Origin of the sequence: Promicromonospora sp. NPDC019610 (assembly GCF_044389365.1) — a bacterium.
GTDB lineage: Bacteria > Actinomycetota > Actinomycetes > Actinomycetales > Cellulomonadaceae > Promicromonospora.
The window spans coordinates 1,703,149-1,717,549 of sequence record NZ_JBIRXX010000001.1 but is presented as its reverse complement, the minus strand read 5'-3'; the positions used below and the strand labels follow the sequence as shown (position 1 = coordinate 1,717,549).

Genomic DNA, 14,401 nt, shown 5'->3' with positions numbered 1-14,401 from the left:
GCGCTACCTCCCGGTGAACTCTCGGCCGGGGCTCAGCGCCCGAGAGTGCCGCAGCGCGCAGGAGGGGCTCAGACCGGCATGTGCCAGCCGCCGCGGCGGAACGCCGGGGTGGCGGTCGCCAGGACGATGATCGCCAGCGTCACCGCGGCGAGCATCACCAGGGCCATGGCCGCGGCGTCCCCGCCGAGGAACCCGCCGAGCGAGCTCACCGAGCCGGCGATCAGGGACTGGACGGCGCCGATCATCGCCGCCGCGGTGCCGGCGATCTCGCCGTGCCGGGACAGCGCCAGTGCGGACGCGTTGGCCGGGACGAGCCCCTGGAACGCGAGCACGCACCACAGGGCGACCAGCAGGCCGATCAGCCCGCCGGCCCCGGTCAGGACCACCACGAGCAGCACGACGACGAGGATCGCCTGGGCGACCACCCCGAACCGGAGCAGCCGGACCGGGGCGACCTTGCGCACGAGCGCCGCGTTGACCTGGGCCGACAGGACCAGCCCCACGCCGTTGATCGCGAACAGCAGGGCGAACTGCCCCTCGCTCAGCCCGTACTCCTGCTGGAAGATGATGGGCGAGCCCACCACGTAGCTCATCAGCACACCGAAGCCCAGGCCCGGGATCACCGCGAGGGCCATGAAGTGCCGGTCCTTGAGCAGCTTGACGTAGCCGCCGGCGACGGTGCGGACGCCGCCGGTGAGCCGCTTGACCGGCGGGTGGGTCTCGGGCATCACCCGGAGCACCACGACGGCCAGCGCGGCGCCCATCACGGCCAGCACCACGAACACCCAGCGCCAGGGACCGTGCGCGAGCACGAAGGTGCCCAGCGTGGGCGCGAACATCGGCGCCACGCCGATCACCAGCATGAGGCGGGACAGGATGCGGGCGGCCTCGGCACCCACGAAGCGGTCGCGCACGATGGCGACCGAGGCCACGCCGGCCGCGGCGTTGAAGAAGCCCTGGGCGAGGCGGAGGCCGATCAGCAGCGGCATGCTCGTGACCACGGCGCACAGCAGTGAGATGACGACGTGCAGCGCAAGGCCGACCAGGAGCGGGGCGCGGCGGCCGAACCGGTCGGAGAGCGGCCCGATGACGAGCTGGCCCACACCACCGCCGATGAGCATGCAGGACACCGTGAGCTGTGCGAGCGCCTCGGTGGACCCCAGGTCCAGGGCGACCTGCGGCAGGGCCGGCAGGTACATGTCGACGGTGAAGGCGGGCAGGGCCGACAGGGCCCCGAGCATGAGGACCCACTTGACGGTGGACCGGGACGACGCTCGGCGCGCGGGCACGACTGGGGAGACGCCCGACGGCGCAGAGGTTGGCATGGGTCCGATGCTATCGAATCGATACGACGATGAGAAGAGTGATCTCGCTCTCCGGTCAGGTGTTCGCCGGCGGTTCACCACCGGGAGCCGTGCTCCCGCGAGTGTCAGTGGCTCGGGGCATGCTGGTCCCATGTGCGGACGCTTCGCCTCCTTCACCCAGACCCAGGACCTCGCCGACGAGCTCGCGATCGCCGAGATCGCCGAGGACGCGCGGCTGCTGCCGCCGTCCTGGAACGTGGCGCCGACGGACCCCGTGCGGATCGTCGTCGAGCGGGCGGCCAAGGGCTCCGACGAGGTGACGCGGTCCGTGCGGCTCGCCCGCTGGGGGCTCGTGCCGTCCTGGTCCAAGGATCCGAGCGGCGGCGCGCGCATGATCAACGCGCGGTCCGAGTCGCTGCTGGACAAGCCGGCGTTCGCCAAGCCCTTCAAGGTGCGGCGCTGCATCGTGCTGGCCGACGGCTACTACGAGTGGCGCAAGCTGGCGCCGCCCGCGACGGGCTCGAAGAAGGTCCCGAAGCAGCCGTACTGGATCCACCCCGCCGAGGCGGACGTCGCGGCGTTCGCGGGGCTGTACGAGTTCTGGCGCAACCCGGCGGCGAGCGAGACCGACCCCGACCGATGGCTCGTCTCCACCACGGTGATCACCCGGCCGGCGTCCAAGAGCATGGCCCCGATCCACGACCGCATGCCGTTCGTGCTGCCGCCCAGCGCCTGGGACGAGTGGCTCGACCCCGCGGTCGGCGACGCGTCCAAGCTGCTGCAGCTGGACAACGCACCGCTGACCACCCTTCCGGTCGGCGACGCCGTCGGCTCGGTGCAGAACGACGGCCCGTCGCTGATCGAGGAGGACCCGGACCCGAGGGACCCGGAGCCGGTCCGGGTCTGACAGCCGCTCGCCGAGTCCGGCCAACAAGCTGTTGGCCAATTGCCCTGGGGCCATCAGGCCCTGAGTTCGGCAGGTGGCATCGAGGTCGGCACAGGGCTGTGCCGACCTCGATGCCACCTGCCGAACTCGGCGGGCGGCCGTGCCCGCCGCTCAGCCCGCCGTCGGCGGCCCGTACACCGTGACCTGGACGCTGCCGCCCACGACCATGTCCACCCGGGCACACCGCGCCGCGTCGTCCTCGACCGTGGTCGTCGGCCAGTGGTGGCCGAGCGACGCGAGCTCCTCGTCGACGACCGAGCTCAGCTGCTCGATCGTCGGGCACTCGCTTGCGGCGACCTCGCGGAGCGCACTCACCATCGGGTCGAGCTCCGGAACGCCGTAGACGTCGTCCGGATCGGCGTCAGCCCAGACCAGCACCTTGCCGGTCTCCTCCGCGGACACCGTCGAGCACGCCCGGGTCGGGTCGTTCGCGTCCTCCGTCTCGATCGTCCAGCCCTCCAGCCCGAGCCGGTCAAGCTCGGACTGTGCCCAGACGACCGCCTCATCGATGGTGCGGCAGGCGCCGGAGCCGCCGTCGACCCGGTCGCCGAGGCTCTGCCGCAGCTCGATGACGGCCGCGTCCGCCGCGGGTCCGCTCCCGGTGTCGATGGGTTCGGCCCAGTCGGGCGCCTGGTCGGCCGGGGTCACGTAGACCCAGCCGTCGTGCTCGAACACGACGGGGTCGGCGACGGGCGGCAGGCCGGCCTCGGCCAGCATCGTCGTGCAGTCGGCCACCGCGTCGCCCGTGAGCCACGGGCCGCCGGCGTCGACACCCTGCCCTTCGAGAGCGCTGTCGTTCCAGGTGGCCATGCAGGTCAGGCCCGCCGTGTCCTGCGCGACGAAGGCCTGGATCGCCGCGTAGGCGACCCCGCCCCCGGCGAGCACGGCGGCGAGCCCGACGACGACCGCCCCCCGGCGGCCGAGCTTCCGCGTGCTGGCGCGGGACGGTCCTGCCGCGGCCGCCGTGCGTTCCGCCTCGGCGGCGTCGAGCTGGGTTCCGGTCATGATGATCTCCTCACGCAGGGTGGCGAGCGCCACCGGCTCCACGGCGTCGAGGTCGGCCCGGCCCACCGGGTCCGCAGCCTTGAGCTGCTTCATCGCGTCCGTCATCGTGCCTCCTCGGTCCCGTGGTGGGCTCCTGCCCACCTGCTCATCACCTGTCCGTCCGGGACGGAACGTTTCACGGCCGTCCGGTCGCCGTCGCCCGTCGGCAGTGCCCGGGGCACGGCGACGTCCTCGTCCGCCGCGGCCACCGCGGCCAGCTCGTCGGCGAGCCGGCGGCGGGCGCGGTGCAGCCGGACCCGCACCGCGGTCCGCGAGATGCCCAGGACCACAGCGATCTCCTCGCGGCCGAGCCCCTCCCACGCCACCAGGCGCAGCAGCTCCTGGTCGTCACCGGAGAGCCGCGCGAGGGCCCGCTCGACATCGGTGCCCGGACCGGACGGCGCGTCGACGACGTCGGCGAGGTGGGCGCGCAGCCGGTCCGCGAGCGCGAGCCGACGGCGGTCGCCGCGCCGCGCGTTGGCGAGCACCCGGCGCGCGACCCCGAACATCCAGGGCCGGGCGTCCGCGCCGCCCGGGACGTCGTCGATGCGCCGCCAGGCGACCAGGAAGGTCTCGGCCACGACGTCGGCGGCGTCTGCCGGCTCGGCCACGCGGCGCACGGCGTAGGCGAGCAGCGCGCGGTGGGTGGACTCGAAGAGCGCCGTGAACCGGGCCTCGCGATCGGGTGGCGGAGCTTCTGGGGCCGACATGTGGACCTCTCGTTGGGCTAGCGGTGACGAGACGGTCATGTCCGGACGCCGGCCCGGCGTTACAGGCGGTCCGCGATCAGGCTGCCGGCGGCATCTCGTCGAGGGTCCGGATGCGGGCCTCGACCTCCGGGTACCGGTCGTACCGGTCCAGCAGCACCGCGGCGAGCCCGGCGTCGAGCGGGCCCTGGTAGTCCTTCTCGACGTCGTTGCCCACCATCAGCACGTCGCCCGGCACCGCCCCGAGCACCTCGCAGGTCGCCGCGTAGGCACGCGGGTCCGGCTTGCCCGCGGGCAGGTCGTCCGAGGCGACGACGACGTCGACGTGCGCGGCCAGACCCGTGCGGTCGAGCTTGAGTCGCTGGTGGGCGGAGTCGCCGTTGGTGAGCAGCGCGGCGACGAGGCCGGCGTCCCGCACCCGGCGCAGGGCCGGGACGGCGTCGTCGAACGCCGTCCAGGCCTGCTCGTAGCGCGACAGGTAGCCGGAGAACAGCTCGTCGGCCTCGTCGTCGGTGGCGTCCGCCCCCAGGAACTCGCGCACGCGGACGCGCCGCTGCTCCTGGAAGGTGATCTCGCGCCGCTGGTACCGGGCGTAGGCCTCCTCGGCGATGCCGCCCCACGCCGTGACCAGCTCCTCGGGGTCGTCGTGGTCCAGACCCAGCTCGGGCAGCCAGTCCAGGAGCGCCGTCCGAGAGGCGCCCTCCTGGTCCACGAGTGTGTCGTCGAGATCGAAGAGAACGACTTTCAGCACGCTCGCATCGTGTCACACGTCGGTCCGTGGCCCGCCCGTCACCCCGGCGAGGAGGCGGCCCCGGCCCAGCCGGCCCGGGCGCCGGCCGGGTGCGCTGCGTGCCGTCTGACCTGCCCGGACAACATTCACCGGGTGAATTCGGCGCGCCCGCCAACGAACCGGGTCTCTCGTGCGTCCCTAGCGGTGACAGGTTCCTGTCCTCACCGATCTGGGGGATCCATGACCGCACTACGTTTGTCCCGGCCGTCGCCGCGCCTGCTCACCATGGGCGTCGCCGTCGTGCTGGCCCTCGGCCTGCTCGGCGAGGGCGGCGCGACCAACGCCACCGCCTCCGCCGCACCGATCGCGGCGGCACCGGCGGACGCCGCGCCCACCGGCGCGCAGCGCGGCCTGCGCTTCGCCCCGGCGGCGAGCACCGTCGAGGCCTACAACTACGACGGCTGGGTGTACTTCGACTCCGGCGTCTGGATGGCCGCCTACGGCGAGGGCTACGAGTTCTGGGCCAAGAAGGCCAAGCCCTCCGCCCGCGCAACACTCACCAAGACGGTGATCCGCGGCGACGAGCGCACCACCACGAAGGCCCCCGCCGCGATCGTCGACGGGCTGGGCGGCTTCAAGAAGGGCCTCACGGTCCAGGTCACGGACTCGACCGGCAAGGTGCTGGTCAAGAAGTCGCGCAGCCTGTGCCTCAGCGGCATGGAGCGCCAGCGCGTCGAGCCGACGGGCAACACCGAGCCGATCTACCCCATGTTCTGCGGCGGCGACTGGTTCACCAAGTCCAGCGTCTCCGGCATCGAGCAGGGCTGGGCGACCAAGCTCGACACGTACTTCGAGCTGAAGACCACGCGCAAGAACCTCCGGATGACCGTGACCATCAGCGACCCCGTCGCGGACTTCCTGGGCCTCCCCGCCGCGGGCCGCTCGGTGTCCCAGCGCGTCAAGGTGATCGACGAGTGCAGCGTCGTGGACTGCGGCGAGGTCGGGGACGCGCTCCTCGGGGCGCCCTCCGAGGGCTTCAGCACGCTGGCCGAGGGTGACGCCGCATCCACCCACGCCGACCAGGTCCGGGCGATGGCCAGTGGCGCCCACGGCAGCCACGGCACCGGCGACGGCGCCGGTTCCTCGCACCGCGCGAACCTCTTCACCCTCCAGGGCGGGAGCCAGGAGCACGGCGGCGACCACCCCGCGCTCGGCCAGCCGGGGACCAAGCCGTCGAACAAGGCCCCGGCCGAGGACACGCTCCCCGACCTGCTCTCCCTGCCGGCATGGCAGATCGGCATCGAGCGCGCCTCCGGGACCGACCGCCTCACCTTCAACGCCAACGAGTGGAACGCCGGCCCGGCGCCTCTCGTGGTCGAGGGCTACCGCAAGGGCGCCGCCGAGGTCATGGACGCCTACCAGTTCTTCTACCGGGACGGCAAGGAGGTGGGCAGCACCAAGACCGGCAAGATGAAGTACCACGCCGCCCCCGAGCACGACCACTGGCACTTCCTCGACTTCGCGAGCTACGAGCTGGTCAAGCCCGACGGCTCCCTGGTGACCACGAGCGGCAAGCAGTCGTGGTGCCTCGCGCCCACCAACGCCGTCGACCTGTCGGTGCCCGGCGCGACCTGGCGGCCCGAGGCCACCGGCCTCGACAGCACCTGCGGCGACCGGTCCGCGCTGTGGCTGCGCGAGGTCCTGCCCGTCGGCTGGGGCGACACCTACAACCAGACCCAGACACAGGCGTTCAACCTGGCGGGTGTCAAGAACGGGACCTACCAGATCAAGATCACCGTGAACCCGAACGGCGCCCTGCACGAGCTGACGACGGACAACAACGTCAGCTACCGCACCGTCGTGCTGGGCGGCAAGCCCGGCAAGCGCACCGTGACGGTGCCGCCGTACGAGGGCGTCGACACGGAGGTCGTCAACTAGCGCGGAGGTCCTGAACCAGCACGGAGGTCGTGTGCGAGCACCCGGCTCGTGCGCCGAACCGTAGGCTGCGCGTCATGAACGCCAGCAGCACGACCGGCATCCCGTCCGGGAGCGGTGTCTCCTGCACCCTCGCGGACGGGATCGCCGACGTCCGTCTCGACCGGCCCGACAAGCTCAACGCGCTGTCGCTGGGCATGCTGGGCGAGCTGAGGGCCACCGCACGCCGCCTGGGGCGCGAACCCGGGCTGCGTGCGGTCGTCGTCTCCGGCAACGGCCGCTCGTTCTGCGCGGGGCTCGACCTCGGCTCGGCGGCGCGGAACCCGGCGGCGGTCGCCCGGGCCTTCGTGCCGACGCCGCGCGGCACCAACCTGTTCCAGGAGGCCTGCTGGACCTGGCGCCGCCTGCCGGTCCCGGTGATCGCGGCCGTGCACGGGCACGTCATCGGGGCGGGCGTGCAGATCGCGCTGGCCGCCGACCTGCGCCTGACCACGCCCGACGCCCGTTGGTCGGTCAAGGAGGTCGAGCGCGGCCTGGTCCCCGACATGTCCGGGATCCGCGCGCTGACGCAGCTCGTGGGCATCGAGACGGCGAAACGCCTCACCTTCACCGCCGAGGAGTTCACGGGGGCCGACGCCGGACGGCTCGGCCTGGCCGGCACCGTGACCGACACGCCCCTGGACGAGGCGTTCGCGCTCGCCGGCCGCATCGCGGAGCGGCGGCCCGAGGCCGTCGCGGCGGCCAAGCGGCTCTTCGACCGGCGCTGGTCGTCGGGCGACCGCCGCACGTTCGCGGCCGAGCGCCGCGAGCAGCTCCGGCTGCTGCCCGGCGCGATGCGGGCGCTGCAGCGGATGCGGGGTGGCCGGGAGGGCTGAGTAGGGGCGCGCGCCGCCGACCCCGCCGGACCGACCCCGCGTCAGCCCTGGTACGCCCGCTGCAGTCGCACCGGCGCCAGCGGGCCGATGCCCGGGACGTCGCGCTCGGGCTGCGCGGTGAGCGCGTAGCGCGAGCTCGTGGCGAGCAGCGCGGCGGTCTCCTTGTCGACCAGCACGGTCGACGGGTCGGACTGCTCGGTCAGGCGCGACGCGAGGTTCACCGTGGGGCCGAAGATGTCGCCGAACCGCGACAGCACCCGCCCCCAGACGAACCCGACGCGCACGGGGATCTCGGGGTCGCCGGGCGCGGCGGTGCCGAGCTGCGCCCCGGAGGTCTCGGCCAGGCCGAGGGCCACCTCCGCCCCGGTGGCGACGTCGTCGGTGACGAACAGGACGGCGTCGCCGATGGTCTTCACCACGCGGCCGCCCGCGTTCACGATGACGTCCCGCGCGCCGGCCTCGAACCGCTGCACGAACTCCGCCAGCTCCTCCGAGCCGAGCCCCGCCGTGCGCTTGGTGAACGAGACGATGTCGGCGAACCCGACCGCCCGCAGCAGCGGGAGCTGGTGGCCGTCGTTGCTCTCGTCGCCGCGCGCCCCGGCGAACTCGATGGCCGTGCGGCCCGTGAGCGCCGCGAGCTGACGCCGCCAGGCGTGCTCGAGCTGGCGGCTCAGCATCTCGGACATCTCCGGGAGCTTGTCCAACGCGAGCAGCCGGGCCGACGTCTCGTCCAGCTCGTACCGCCGGGCGAGGTGCTCGACGAGGGCCTCGACCTGCCACAGCGCGAGCCGCTCGGTCGTGTGGCCCACGGACCGGATGAAGGTCATCTGGGCGCGCTCGTCCATCTGCTCCGCCTCGAAGAGGCCGGCCGCGTCCTTGAGCGCCTCCACGTCGGCGTCGGTGAACCAGGTCTCGGTGGGGTGCGTGACGGGCAGGCCGATCCAGCGCCAGTAGCGGGTCACGAACTGCTTGTCGAGCCCGGTGAGCTCCACGACCTGCGACAGGGTGTAGCGGCGGGCGCCGCCCAGCAGGGTCTCGTCGAGCCGGGCCGCGGTGTCGGCGCCGGGGGTCTCGTGGTTCGTGGGGGACGTCTCGGAGTTGTGGAGCACGTCACCACTGTAGGCGGGCGCACCTCATGCACCCGCATGCATCCGTGCCGCTCAGCCCCAGAACGTCAGCACGAGGGGGATCCCCGCGAGCACCAGGAGCATGCCGACCACGGTCACCACGTTCCACAGGCCCAGCCGCACCCCCGGGACGCCGTCGTCCCGGTAGAGCAGTACCCAGACCACCAGCAGCCAGGAGATCCCGGCCGCGACGAGGCCCGCCGTCGGCGTCCCCTCGCTCTGGACGATCCCCCGGTCCAGCCGGACCGTGCTGATCAGGTAGACCGCGACCACCGCCGCGGCGCACACGATTCCCTTGGCCACCCCGACCGTGGCTCGTCCTGCCTCCATGGCGTCTCCTGACCGTCACCCGCCCGTGCTGCCCGTCGTCGCTTGTGGCGGAGATTACCGCAGGTCAGGGGCTCAGTGGCAGGGGCTGCCGTCGAGTTCACCCGGCGCCGCGCGCGAGTTCACCCGGACCGCCCCGCGCCGCCGCACGGGCAGGAGACGGCGTCACCGCAGGTGCCAGACGTCGCCCGCGGTGACCGTGCGCTCCTCGCCCGCGTCCGTGCGGATCGTCAGCGCGCCCGTGGCGTCGAGACCCACGGCCTCTCCCTCCACCACACCCGCGTCCCCGGCGAGCTCGGCCCGCACGCGGGTGCCCAGCGTCGCGGACACGGCCGTGTACTCCGCCAGCAGGCCGGCGGCGACGACGTCGCCGTCCGCGTCCTCCCAGCGCCGGACGACGGCGTGCACCTCGCCGAGCATCCGCACCAGCACGTCGGTGCGGTCGGGCCGGGGATGGCCCGCGATCGCCAGCGACGTCGCCGTCGGCACGGGGAGCTCCTCGGCGGACTGCGACACGTTGAGGCCGATCCCGAGCACGACGGCGGGGGCGGCGCCCGGCACGGCCCGCGAGGCGTCCGGCGTCTCGGGCACCACCTCGGCCAGGATCCCGGCGACCTTGCGGTACAGGCCCAGCCCGGCGACGGTGTCGGCGGCGGGCAGCAGCACGTCGTTGGGCCACTTCACGGCGGCGACGACCCCGCCGTCGGACACCGCGCGGACCACCGCGAGGCCCGCGAGGAGCGGGAGCCAGCCCAGGCTCTCCGCGGGGACACGGGGCCGGAGCAGCACGGAGACGGTCAGACCGGCGCGCGGCGGCGTCTCCCAGGACCGTCCGGCGCGTCCGCGGCCGGCGGTCTGCTCCTCCGCGACCAGGGCCGACGGCGCGGGCCAGGCGGCCGGGTCGGCCCGGACGGCGGCGACGAGCTCGGCGTTGGTGGAGGGCGAGGTCTCGACCACCTCGACCCGGGCGAACCCGGGGACGGAGAGCCGGTCGAGAAACAGGGAGGGGCGCACGTCCTCATCCTCTCTCCTGGGCCGCACGACCGCCCTTGGAGGAACCCCACAAGTCGGCGGCGCGACCCGCTGGACGCTCCCGCATCGAGCGGGAGGCATCCGACAACTACGCTCGGAGATGTGAACGACTCCACGACGACCCTCGCCGGCACGCGCGCCAAGCTCGACGACCTCGACGCACGCCGGGCAGCCGCCATCGACGAGCCGGAGGTGACGGCCCAGGAGAAGCAGCACAAGCGGGGCAAGAAGACCGCCCGCGAGCGCATCGACGCGCTGCTGGACGAGGGCAGCTTCACCGAGCTGGACGCACTGGCCAAGCACCGCAGCCGCAACTTCGGCCTGGACAAGAAGCGCATCGCGGGCGACGGCGTCGTGACCGGCTACGGCACGATCGACGGCCGCCAGGTGTGCATCTTCTCCCAGGACTTCACGGTGTTCGGCGGGAGCCTCGGCGAGGTGCACGGCCAGAAGATCACCAAGGTGCAGGACCTCGCGCTGCGCACGGGCGTGCCGCTCATCGGCATCAGCGACGGCGGCGGCGCACGCATCCAGGAGGGCGTCGCGGCCCTGACGCAGTTCGCGGAGATGTTCCGGCGCAACGTCGCGGCGTCGGGCGTGATCCCGCAGATCTCCCTGATCCTCGGCCCGAGCGCGGGCGGTGCGGTGTACTCCCCCGCCCTGACCGACTTCATCGTCATGGCCGACCAGACCTCCAACATGTTCATCACCGGCCCGGACGTGATCCGCACCGTGACGGGCGAGGACGTCGATTTCGAGACGCTGGGTGGCGCCCGCACGCACAACTCGAGGTCGGGCGTGGCGCACTACATGGGCAGCGACGAGGACGACGCCCTCGACTACGTGCGCCACCTCGTGAGCTACCTGCCGCAGAACAACCTGTCGGACGCCCCGGCGTTCCCGCCCGAGGACGAGACGGTGCTGGAGGTCACGGCCGAGGACGAGGCGCTCGACACGCTGATCCCGGACAGCGACAACCAGCCGTACGACATGCGGGACGCCATCGAGGCGGTGCTGGACCCGGAGTCGTTCCTGGAGGTCCAGCCGATGTTCGCCACGAACGTGCTGATCGGGTTCGGGCACGTGGAGGGCCAGTCGGTCGGCATCATCGCCAACCAGCCGCAGTCCATGGCGGGCACGCTCGACATCGACGCCGCCGAGAAGGCCGCGCGGTTCGTGCGCACCTGCGACGCGTTCAACATCCCCGTGCTGACGTTCGTGGACGTGCCGGGCTTCCTGCCCGGTGTGGGGCAGGAGCACCAGGGCATCATCCGCCGTGGCGCCAAGCTGATCTACGCGTACGCCGAGGCCACGGTGCCGCTGGTCACGATCATCACCCGCAAGGCGTACGGCGGCGCGTACATCGTGATGGGCTCCAAGCAGCTCGGCGCCGACGTCAACCTGGCGTGGCCGACCGCCCAGATCGCCGTCATGGGCGCGAGCGGCGCGGTGAACATCCTGCAGCGCGGCGCGCTGAAGACGGTCCAGGAGGCGGGCGGCGACGTCGAGGCCGAGCGGGCCCGGCTGACCGCCGAGTACGAGGACGCCATCGTCAACCCCTGGGACGCCGCCGAGCGCGGTTACGTCGACGCGGTCATCCGCCCGTCCGAGACCCGGGTGCAGGTCGTGCGTGCCCTGCGCGCGCTGCGCACCAAGCGATCTACGCTTCCTCCGAAGAAGCACGGCAACATCCCGCTCTGAGCGGGATGTCGAGCCGGTCCAGACCTGGAGGAGACCGCATGAGCCACGAAGACGCCACCCACGGCCCGGCGCCGATGGGCCGCGTCGACACGGAGCCGATGCACCGCGCCGTCGATGCCCTGGCGGCCGCGCTGCACGACTACGTGGGGACCGCCGTGGGCGTACGCGCCGAGTTCGGCGCCGCCGAGGCCGACGAGGACCCGCGCGTGCTGGCCCTCGAGTCGAAGGTGGGGCACCTGAACGCCGCGCTGTTCGACGTGCTGCACGGCGCGCTGGGCATGCACCCCGACCTCACCTCGTCGGTGTGGGAGCCGGAGCACGAGGGCGAGGAGGACGAGATCCTCGAGTCCGAGGCGCCGGAGGAGGGCGAGTCGTTCTACCTCGGCTTCGTCGTGGGCGCGCGGGGCGGGGACGCCTCGCTGGACGGCGTGATCGACCTGCTCGACGCTGCCGGCGAGTCCGTCGCGACGCAGCTCACCGAGGGCGGCTACGACATCGCCGAGTGGGCGGCCTCGCGCGGCGAGGCCCCCGGCTTCGGCTTCTACGAGGAGGACGACGAGTGAGCCCCGAGGTCCGGGTGGTCCGCGGTGAGCCCGACGACGTCGAGGTGGCCGCCCTGGTCGCCGGCCTCGCCGCGGTCGCGGCGGCCGGCACGGAGCCCGACGACGCCGCGCCGCTCGACGAGTGGACCAACCACGCGCGCGTGCTGCGCGGGAACGGTGCCGCGACCGCCAAGAACTTCGGCGGGCGCTCCGGACGGCACAACGCCGACGCATGGCGTTGGAGCCTCCGCTCATGACCAGCGCTCCCCGCCCCGGGGACACCGACGTCGTCCTGTTCGTCCGTTCGCTCGGCCAGCGCATCGCGGGTGGCACCCGCGCCGTCCTGGCCCGCGCCAACCTCTACGCCGGCCTCGGGTACCGCACCACCCTCGTGGTGACGGGCCTGCTGGACGACGACGGCGACTGGGTCCGCTCGCACGGCCTCCTGCGGCCCGACGTGCGCCTGCTGGTCCTGTGGCGCGACGGACCCGACGCCGTCGACCGGGCGCGGGCGCGCGAGGTCGAGCCCGTCTCGGTGCCCCGCATCGCCGACGGGCCGGGCGTGAAGCGCCGTCGGCGGACCGTGGGCGACGTGCGCCAGGTGCGCACCCTGGTGGACGACAAGCTGCGCACCATCGAGCTGCTCGACCCGGACGCCGACGTCACGCGCCAGCTCGTCGTGCTGCGCGAGGACGGCACGCGCGAGTCGCTGTGGCACTTCGCGCACGGGGCGCTCGTCGCGATCGACCACCTCCCGCCGGGCGGCGGCCGCCGGCGCGAGCTCGTCGTCGACGGACGCGCCGTCTGGCTGGAGGCCGAGGTCGACGGGCACGTCGGCGCCGGCGAGGCCCACCTGCGCCTGCGCGAGGACGAGGTCGGGGACTACGCGGGGGCGATCGCCCGCTGGCTCGACACCACCTTCGCCTCCGCGCGCCACCTCGTGGTCTTCGCCGACGGCGAGAACGTGTGGCAGCGGAGCCTGCGCCTCATGCGCCACCCGCACCTGCGGGGCGTGTCGGTGCTGCACAACTCGCACCTTGCGGCGCCCTACGACGCCGCGGCGCCCACCAAACCGCACTGGACCGGCTTCTTCTCGGACACGACCAACGTGGACGCCATGGTCTGCCTCACCGAACGGCAGCGCACCGACCTCCTGCAGCGGTACCCGGGGCTGCCGCTGCACGTGCTGCGGCACGCCGCACCCAAGCCCCGCGTCCGCGGCGTGCGGCGGGACGGCGACTCCGTGGTGTTCGTGGGCCGGCTCGCACCGCAGAAGCAGCTCGACCACCTGCTGCGGGCGTTCGTGCTGGTGCACGAGCGCGTCCCGGGCGCGCACCTCGACGTGTACGGGCACGGCGTCGAGGAGGAGTCCCTCAAGAAGCTCGCCACCGAGCTCGGCCTGGACCTCGGCACCACCGTGCGGTTCCACGGCGCGACGTCCCAGGCCCTGCACGCCTTCGCCGGCTCCCGGGTCGCGGCCATGACGTCCTTCTACGAGGGGCTGCCGCTCACCCTCACCGAGGCCATGTCGGTCGGCACGCCGTTCGTGGCGTACGACTGCAACTACGGCCCGGCCGAGGTGATCCGCGACGGCGAGAACGGGTTCCTGGTGGCCCGGGACGACGTGCAGGCACTGGCCGACCGCCTGGTTCAGGTGCTCCAGGACGACCGGCTGGCCCGCCGGCTCGGCCGCGAGGCGAAGCGCGTCACGAAGAGCTTCTCGCCGCGCCGGTACAGGGACGCCTGGCGGGACCTGCTCGGCCAGGTGGCGAGCCGCGAGTCGAGCAGCTCGCACACCGTCGCCAGCAGCTGACGCCGGTCGATCCGGAGGTTGTCCAGGTGGGGGCGGACGTCGTCGTGCCGACGGCGCTCGCCCTCACCCACCGGCTCGCCCAGCAGGGTCACGGGCACCGGCCGCCCCTCCGCCTCGCGCGCGCCCGGCCGTAGTTCCGGCGGGACGTCGCCGAGGCTCGGCGGCGCGTAGACCACGCCCGGGGCGTCACTGAACCAGCCCACCTTGTGCTGGCTGGTGCCGTTCGGCGCGACATACACGTCGGTGGCCTCGGCCCACAGCACGGCCTCCCGCAGCGTGCTGCCGACCAGGTCGACCACCTGGTCCGGACGCCGGACG

14 protein-coding genes are annotated in these 14,401 nt (G+C 73.2%); 7 read left to right on the top strand and 7 right to left on the bottom strand.

Annotated elements, in window-relative coordinates; genetic code table 11:
- Positions 1 to 68: 68 nt before the first annotated feature.
- The gene (locus ACH45N_RS07640; protein ID WP_397392692.1) at positions 69 to 1,325 is read right to left on the bottom strand and encodes a multidrug effflux MFS transporter; all 1,257 of its coding nucleotides are present in this window, start codon (positions 1,323 to 1,325) and stop codon (positions 69 to 71) included.
- Positions 1,326 to 1,455: 130 nt separating this feature from the next.
- Here ACH45N_RS07640 and ACH45N_RS07635 point away from each other — a divergent pair, with 130 nt between their 5' ends.
- Positions 1,456 to 2,211 (top strand): SOS response-associated peptidase, encoded by a 756-nt coding sequence (locus ACH45N_RS07635; protein ID WP_397392690.1) that lies wholly within the window; start codon positions 1,456 to 1,458, stop codon positions 2,209 to 2,211.
- Positions 2,212 to 2,361: 150 nt separating this feature from the next.
- Here the strand turns inward: ACH45N_RS07635 and ACH45N_RS07630 are convergent, their stop codons facing one another.
- From ACH45N_RS07630 to ACH45N_RS07620, 3 genes are all read right to left on the bottom strand, one after another.
- Positions 2,362 to 3,360 (bottom strand): hypothetical protein, encoded by a 999-nt coding sequence (locus ACH45N_RS07630; protein ID WP_397392688.1) that lies wholly within the window; start codon positions 3,358 to 3,360, stop codon positions 2,362 to 2,364.
- The gene (locus ACH45N_RS07625; RefSeq protein ID WP_397392686.1) at positions 3,357 to 4,004 is read right to left on the bottom strand and encodes an RNA polymerase sigma factor; all 648 of its coding nucleotides are present in this window, start codon (positions 4,002 to 4,004) and stop codon (positions 3,357 to 3,359) included. The genes ACH45N_RS07630 and ACH45N_RS07625 overlap by 4 nt, the downstream gene beginning before the upstream one ends.
- 76 nt (positions 4,005 to 4,080) lie before the next feature.
- The gene (locus tag ACH45N_RS07620) at positions 4,081 to 4,752 is read right to left on the bottom strand and encodes an HAD family hydrolase (RefSeq protein ID WP_397392684.1); all 672 of its coding nucleotides are present in this window, start codon (positions 4,750 to 4,752) and stop codon (positions 4,081 to 4,083) included.
- A gap of 219 nt (positions 4,753 to 4,971) precedes the next feature.
- On the opposite strand from ACH45N_RS07620, the gene ACH45N_RS07615 reads away from it, so the two are divergent.
- Complete coding sequence (locus tag ACH45N_RS07615; protein WP_397392682.1) at positions 4,972 to 6,669, top strand: lysyl oxidase family protein; 1,698 nt, start codon at positions 4,972 to 4,974, stop codon at positions 6,667 to 6,669.
- Positions 6,670 to 6,743: 74 nt separating this feature from the next.
- Positions 6,744 to 7,541 (top strand): crotonase/enoyl-CoA hydratase family protein, encoded by a 798-nt coding sequence (locus ACH45N_RS07610; protein WP_397392680.1) that lies wholly within the window; start codon positions 6,744 to 6,746, stop codon positions 7,539 to 7,541.
- 41 nt (positions 7,542 to 7,582) lie between these two features.
- Here the strand turns inward: ACH45N_RS07610 and ACH45N_RS07605 are convergent, their stop codons facing one another.
- The 3 genes from ACH45N_RS07605 to ACH45N_RS07595 form a co-directional block, all read right to left on the bottom strand.
- Entirely contained in the window at positions 7,583 to 8,650 is a 1,068-nt protein-coding gene (locus ACH45N_RS07605) for an adenylate/guanylate cyclase domain-containing protein (protein ID WP_397392678.1), read from the bottom strand.
- Between the two features lie 51 nt (positions 8,651 to 8,701).
- Positions 8,702 to 8,998: a hypothetical protein gene (locus tag ACH45N_RS07600; protein WP_397392676.1), complete on the bottom strand. Its 297-nt coding sequence runs from the start codon at positions 8,996 to 8,998 to the stop codon at positions 8,702 to 8,704.
- Positions 8,999 to 9,160: 162 nt separating this feature from the next.
- The gene (locus tag ACH45N_RS07595; RefSeq protein ID WP_397392674.1) at positions 9,161 to 10,009 is read right to left on the bottom strand and encodes a biotin--[acetyl-CoA-carboxylase] ligase; all 849 of its coding nucleotides are present in this window, start codon (positions 10,007 to 10,009) and stop codon (positions 9,161 to 9,163) included.
- A gap of 120 nt (positions 10,010 to 10,129) precedes the next feature.
- On the opposite strand from ACH45N_RS07595, the gene ACH45N_RS07590 reads away from it, so the two are divergent.
- The 4 genes from ACH45N_RS07590 to ACH45N_RS07575 are packed head-to-tail and all read left to right on the top strand — an operon-like array spanning position 10,130 to position 14,083.
- On the top strand, positions 10,130 to 11,728 hold the full coding sequence (locus ACH45N_RS07590; RefSeq protein ID WP_397392672.1) for an acyl-CoA carboxylase subunit beta: 1,599 nt from the start codon (positions 10,130 to 10,132) through the stop codon (positions 11,726 to 11,728).
- A 38-nt stretch (positions 11,729 to 11,766) separates the two neighbouring features.
- A complete protein-coding gene (locus ACH45N_RS07585) occupies positions 11,767 to 12,291 on the top strand; it encodes a hypothetical protein (RefSeq protein ID WP_397392670.1) in 525 nt (174 codons plus the stop codon).
- Complete coding sequence (locus ACH45N_RS07580) at positions 12,288 to 12,527, top strand: acyl-CoA carboxylase epsilon subunit (RefSeq protein WP_397392668.1); 240 nt, start codon at positions 12,288 to 12,290, stop codon at positions 12,525 to 12,527. The genes ACH45N_RS07585 and ACH45N_RS07580 overlap by 4 nt, the downstream gene beginning before the upstream one ends.
- Positions 12,524 to 14,083, top strand: coding sequence for a glycosyltransferase (locus ACH45N_RS07575; protein WP_397392666.1), 1,560 nt, complete (start codon positions 12,524 to 12,526; stop codon positions 14,081 to 14,083). The genes ACH45N_RS07580 and ACH45N_RS07575 overlap by 4 nt, the downstream gene beginning before the upstream one ends.
- Positions 14,084 to 14,401: the final 318 nt, after the last annotated feature.

Coding starts and splice junctions, on each gene's coding strand:
- ACH45N_RS07640 (WP_397392692.1), bottom strand. CDS start 1,325: ATGCCAACCTCTGCGCCGTCGGGCGTCTCCCCAGTCGTGCCCGCGCGC.
- ACH45N_RS07635 (WP_397392690.1), top strand. CDS start 1,456: ATGTGCGGACGCTTCGCCTCCTTCACCCAGACCCAGGACCTCGCCGAC.
- ACH45N_RS07630 (WP_397392688.1), bottom strand. CDS start 3,360: ATGACGGACGCGATGAAGCAGCTCAAGGCTGCGGACCCGGTGGGCCGG.
- ACH45N_RS07625 (WP_397392686.1), bottom strand. CDS start 4,004: ATGTCGGCCCCAGAAGCTCCGCCACCCGATCGCGAGGCCCGGTTCACG.
- ACH45N_RS07615 (WP_397392682.1), top strand. CDS start 4,972: ATGACCGCACTACGTTTGTCCCGGCCGTCGCCGCGCCTGCTCACCATG.
- ACH45N_RS07610 (WP_397392680.1), top strand. CDS start 6,744: ATGAACGCCAGCAGCACGACCGGCATCCCGTCCGGGAGCGGTGTCTCC.
- ACH45N_RS07600 (WP_397392676.1), bottom strand. CDS start 8,998: ATGGAGGCAGGACGAGCCACGGTCGGGGTGGCCAAGGGAATCGTGTGC.
- ACH45N_RS07585 (WP_397392670.1), top strand. CDS start 11,767: ATGAGCCACGAAGACGCCACCCACGGCCCGGCGCCGATGGGCCGCGTC.
- ACH45N_RS07575 (WP_397392666.1), top strand. CDS start 12,524: ATGACCAGCGCTCCCCGCCCCGGGGACACCGACGTCGTCCTGTTCGTC.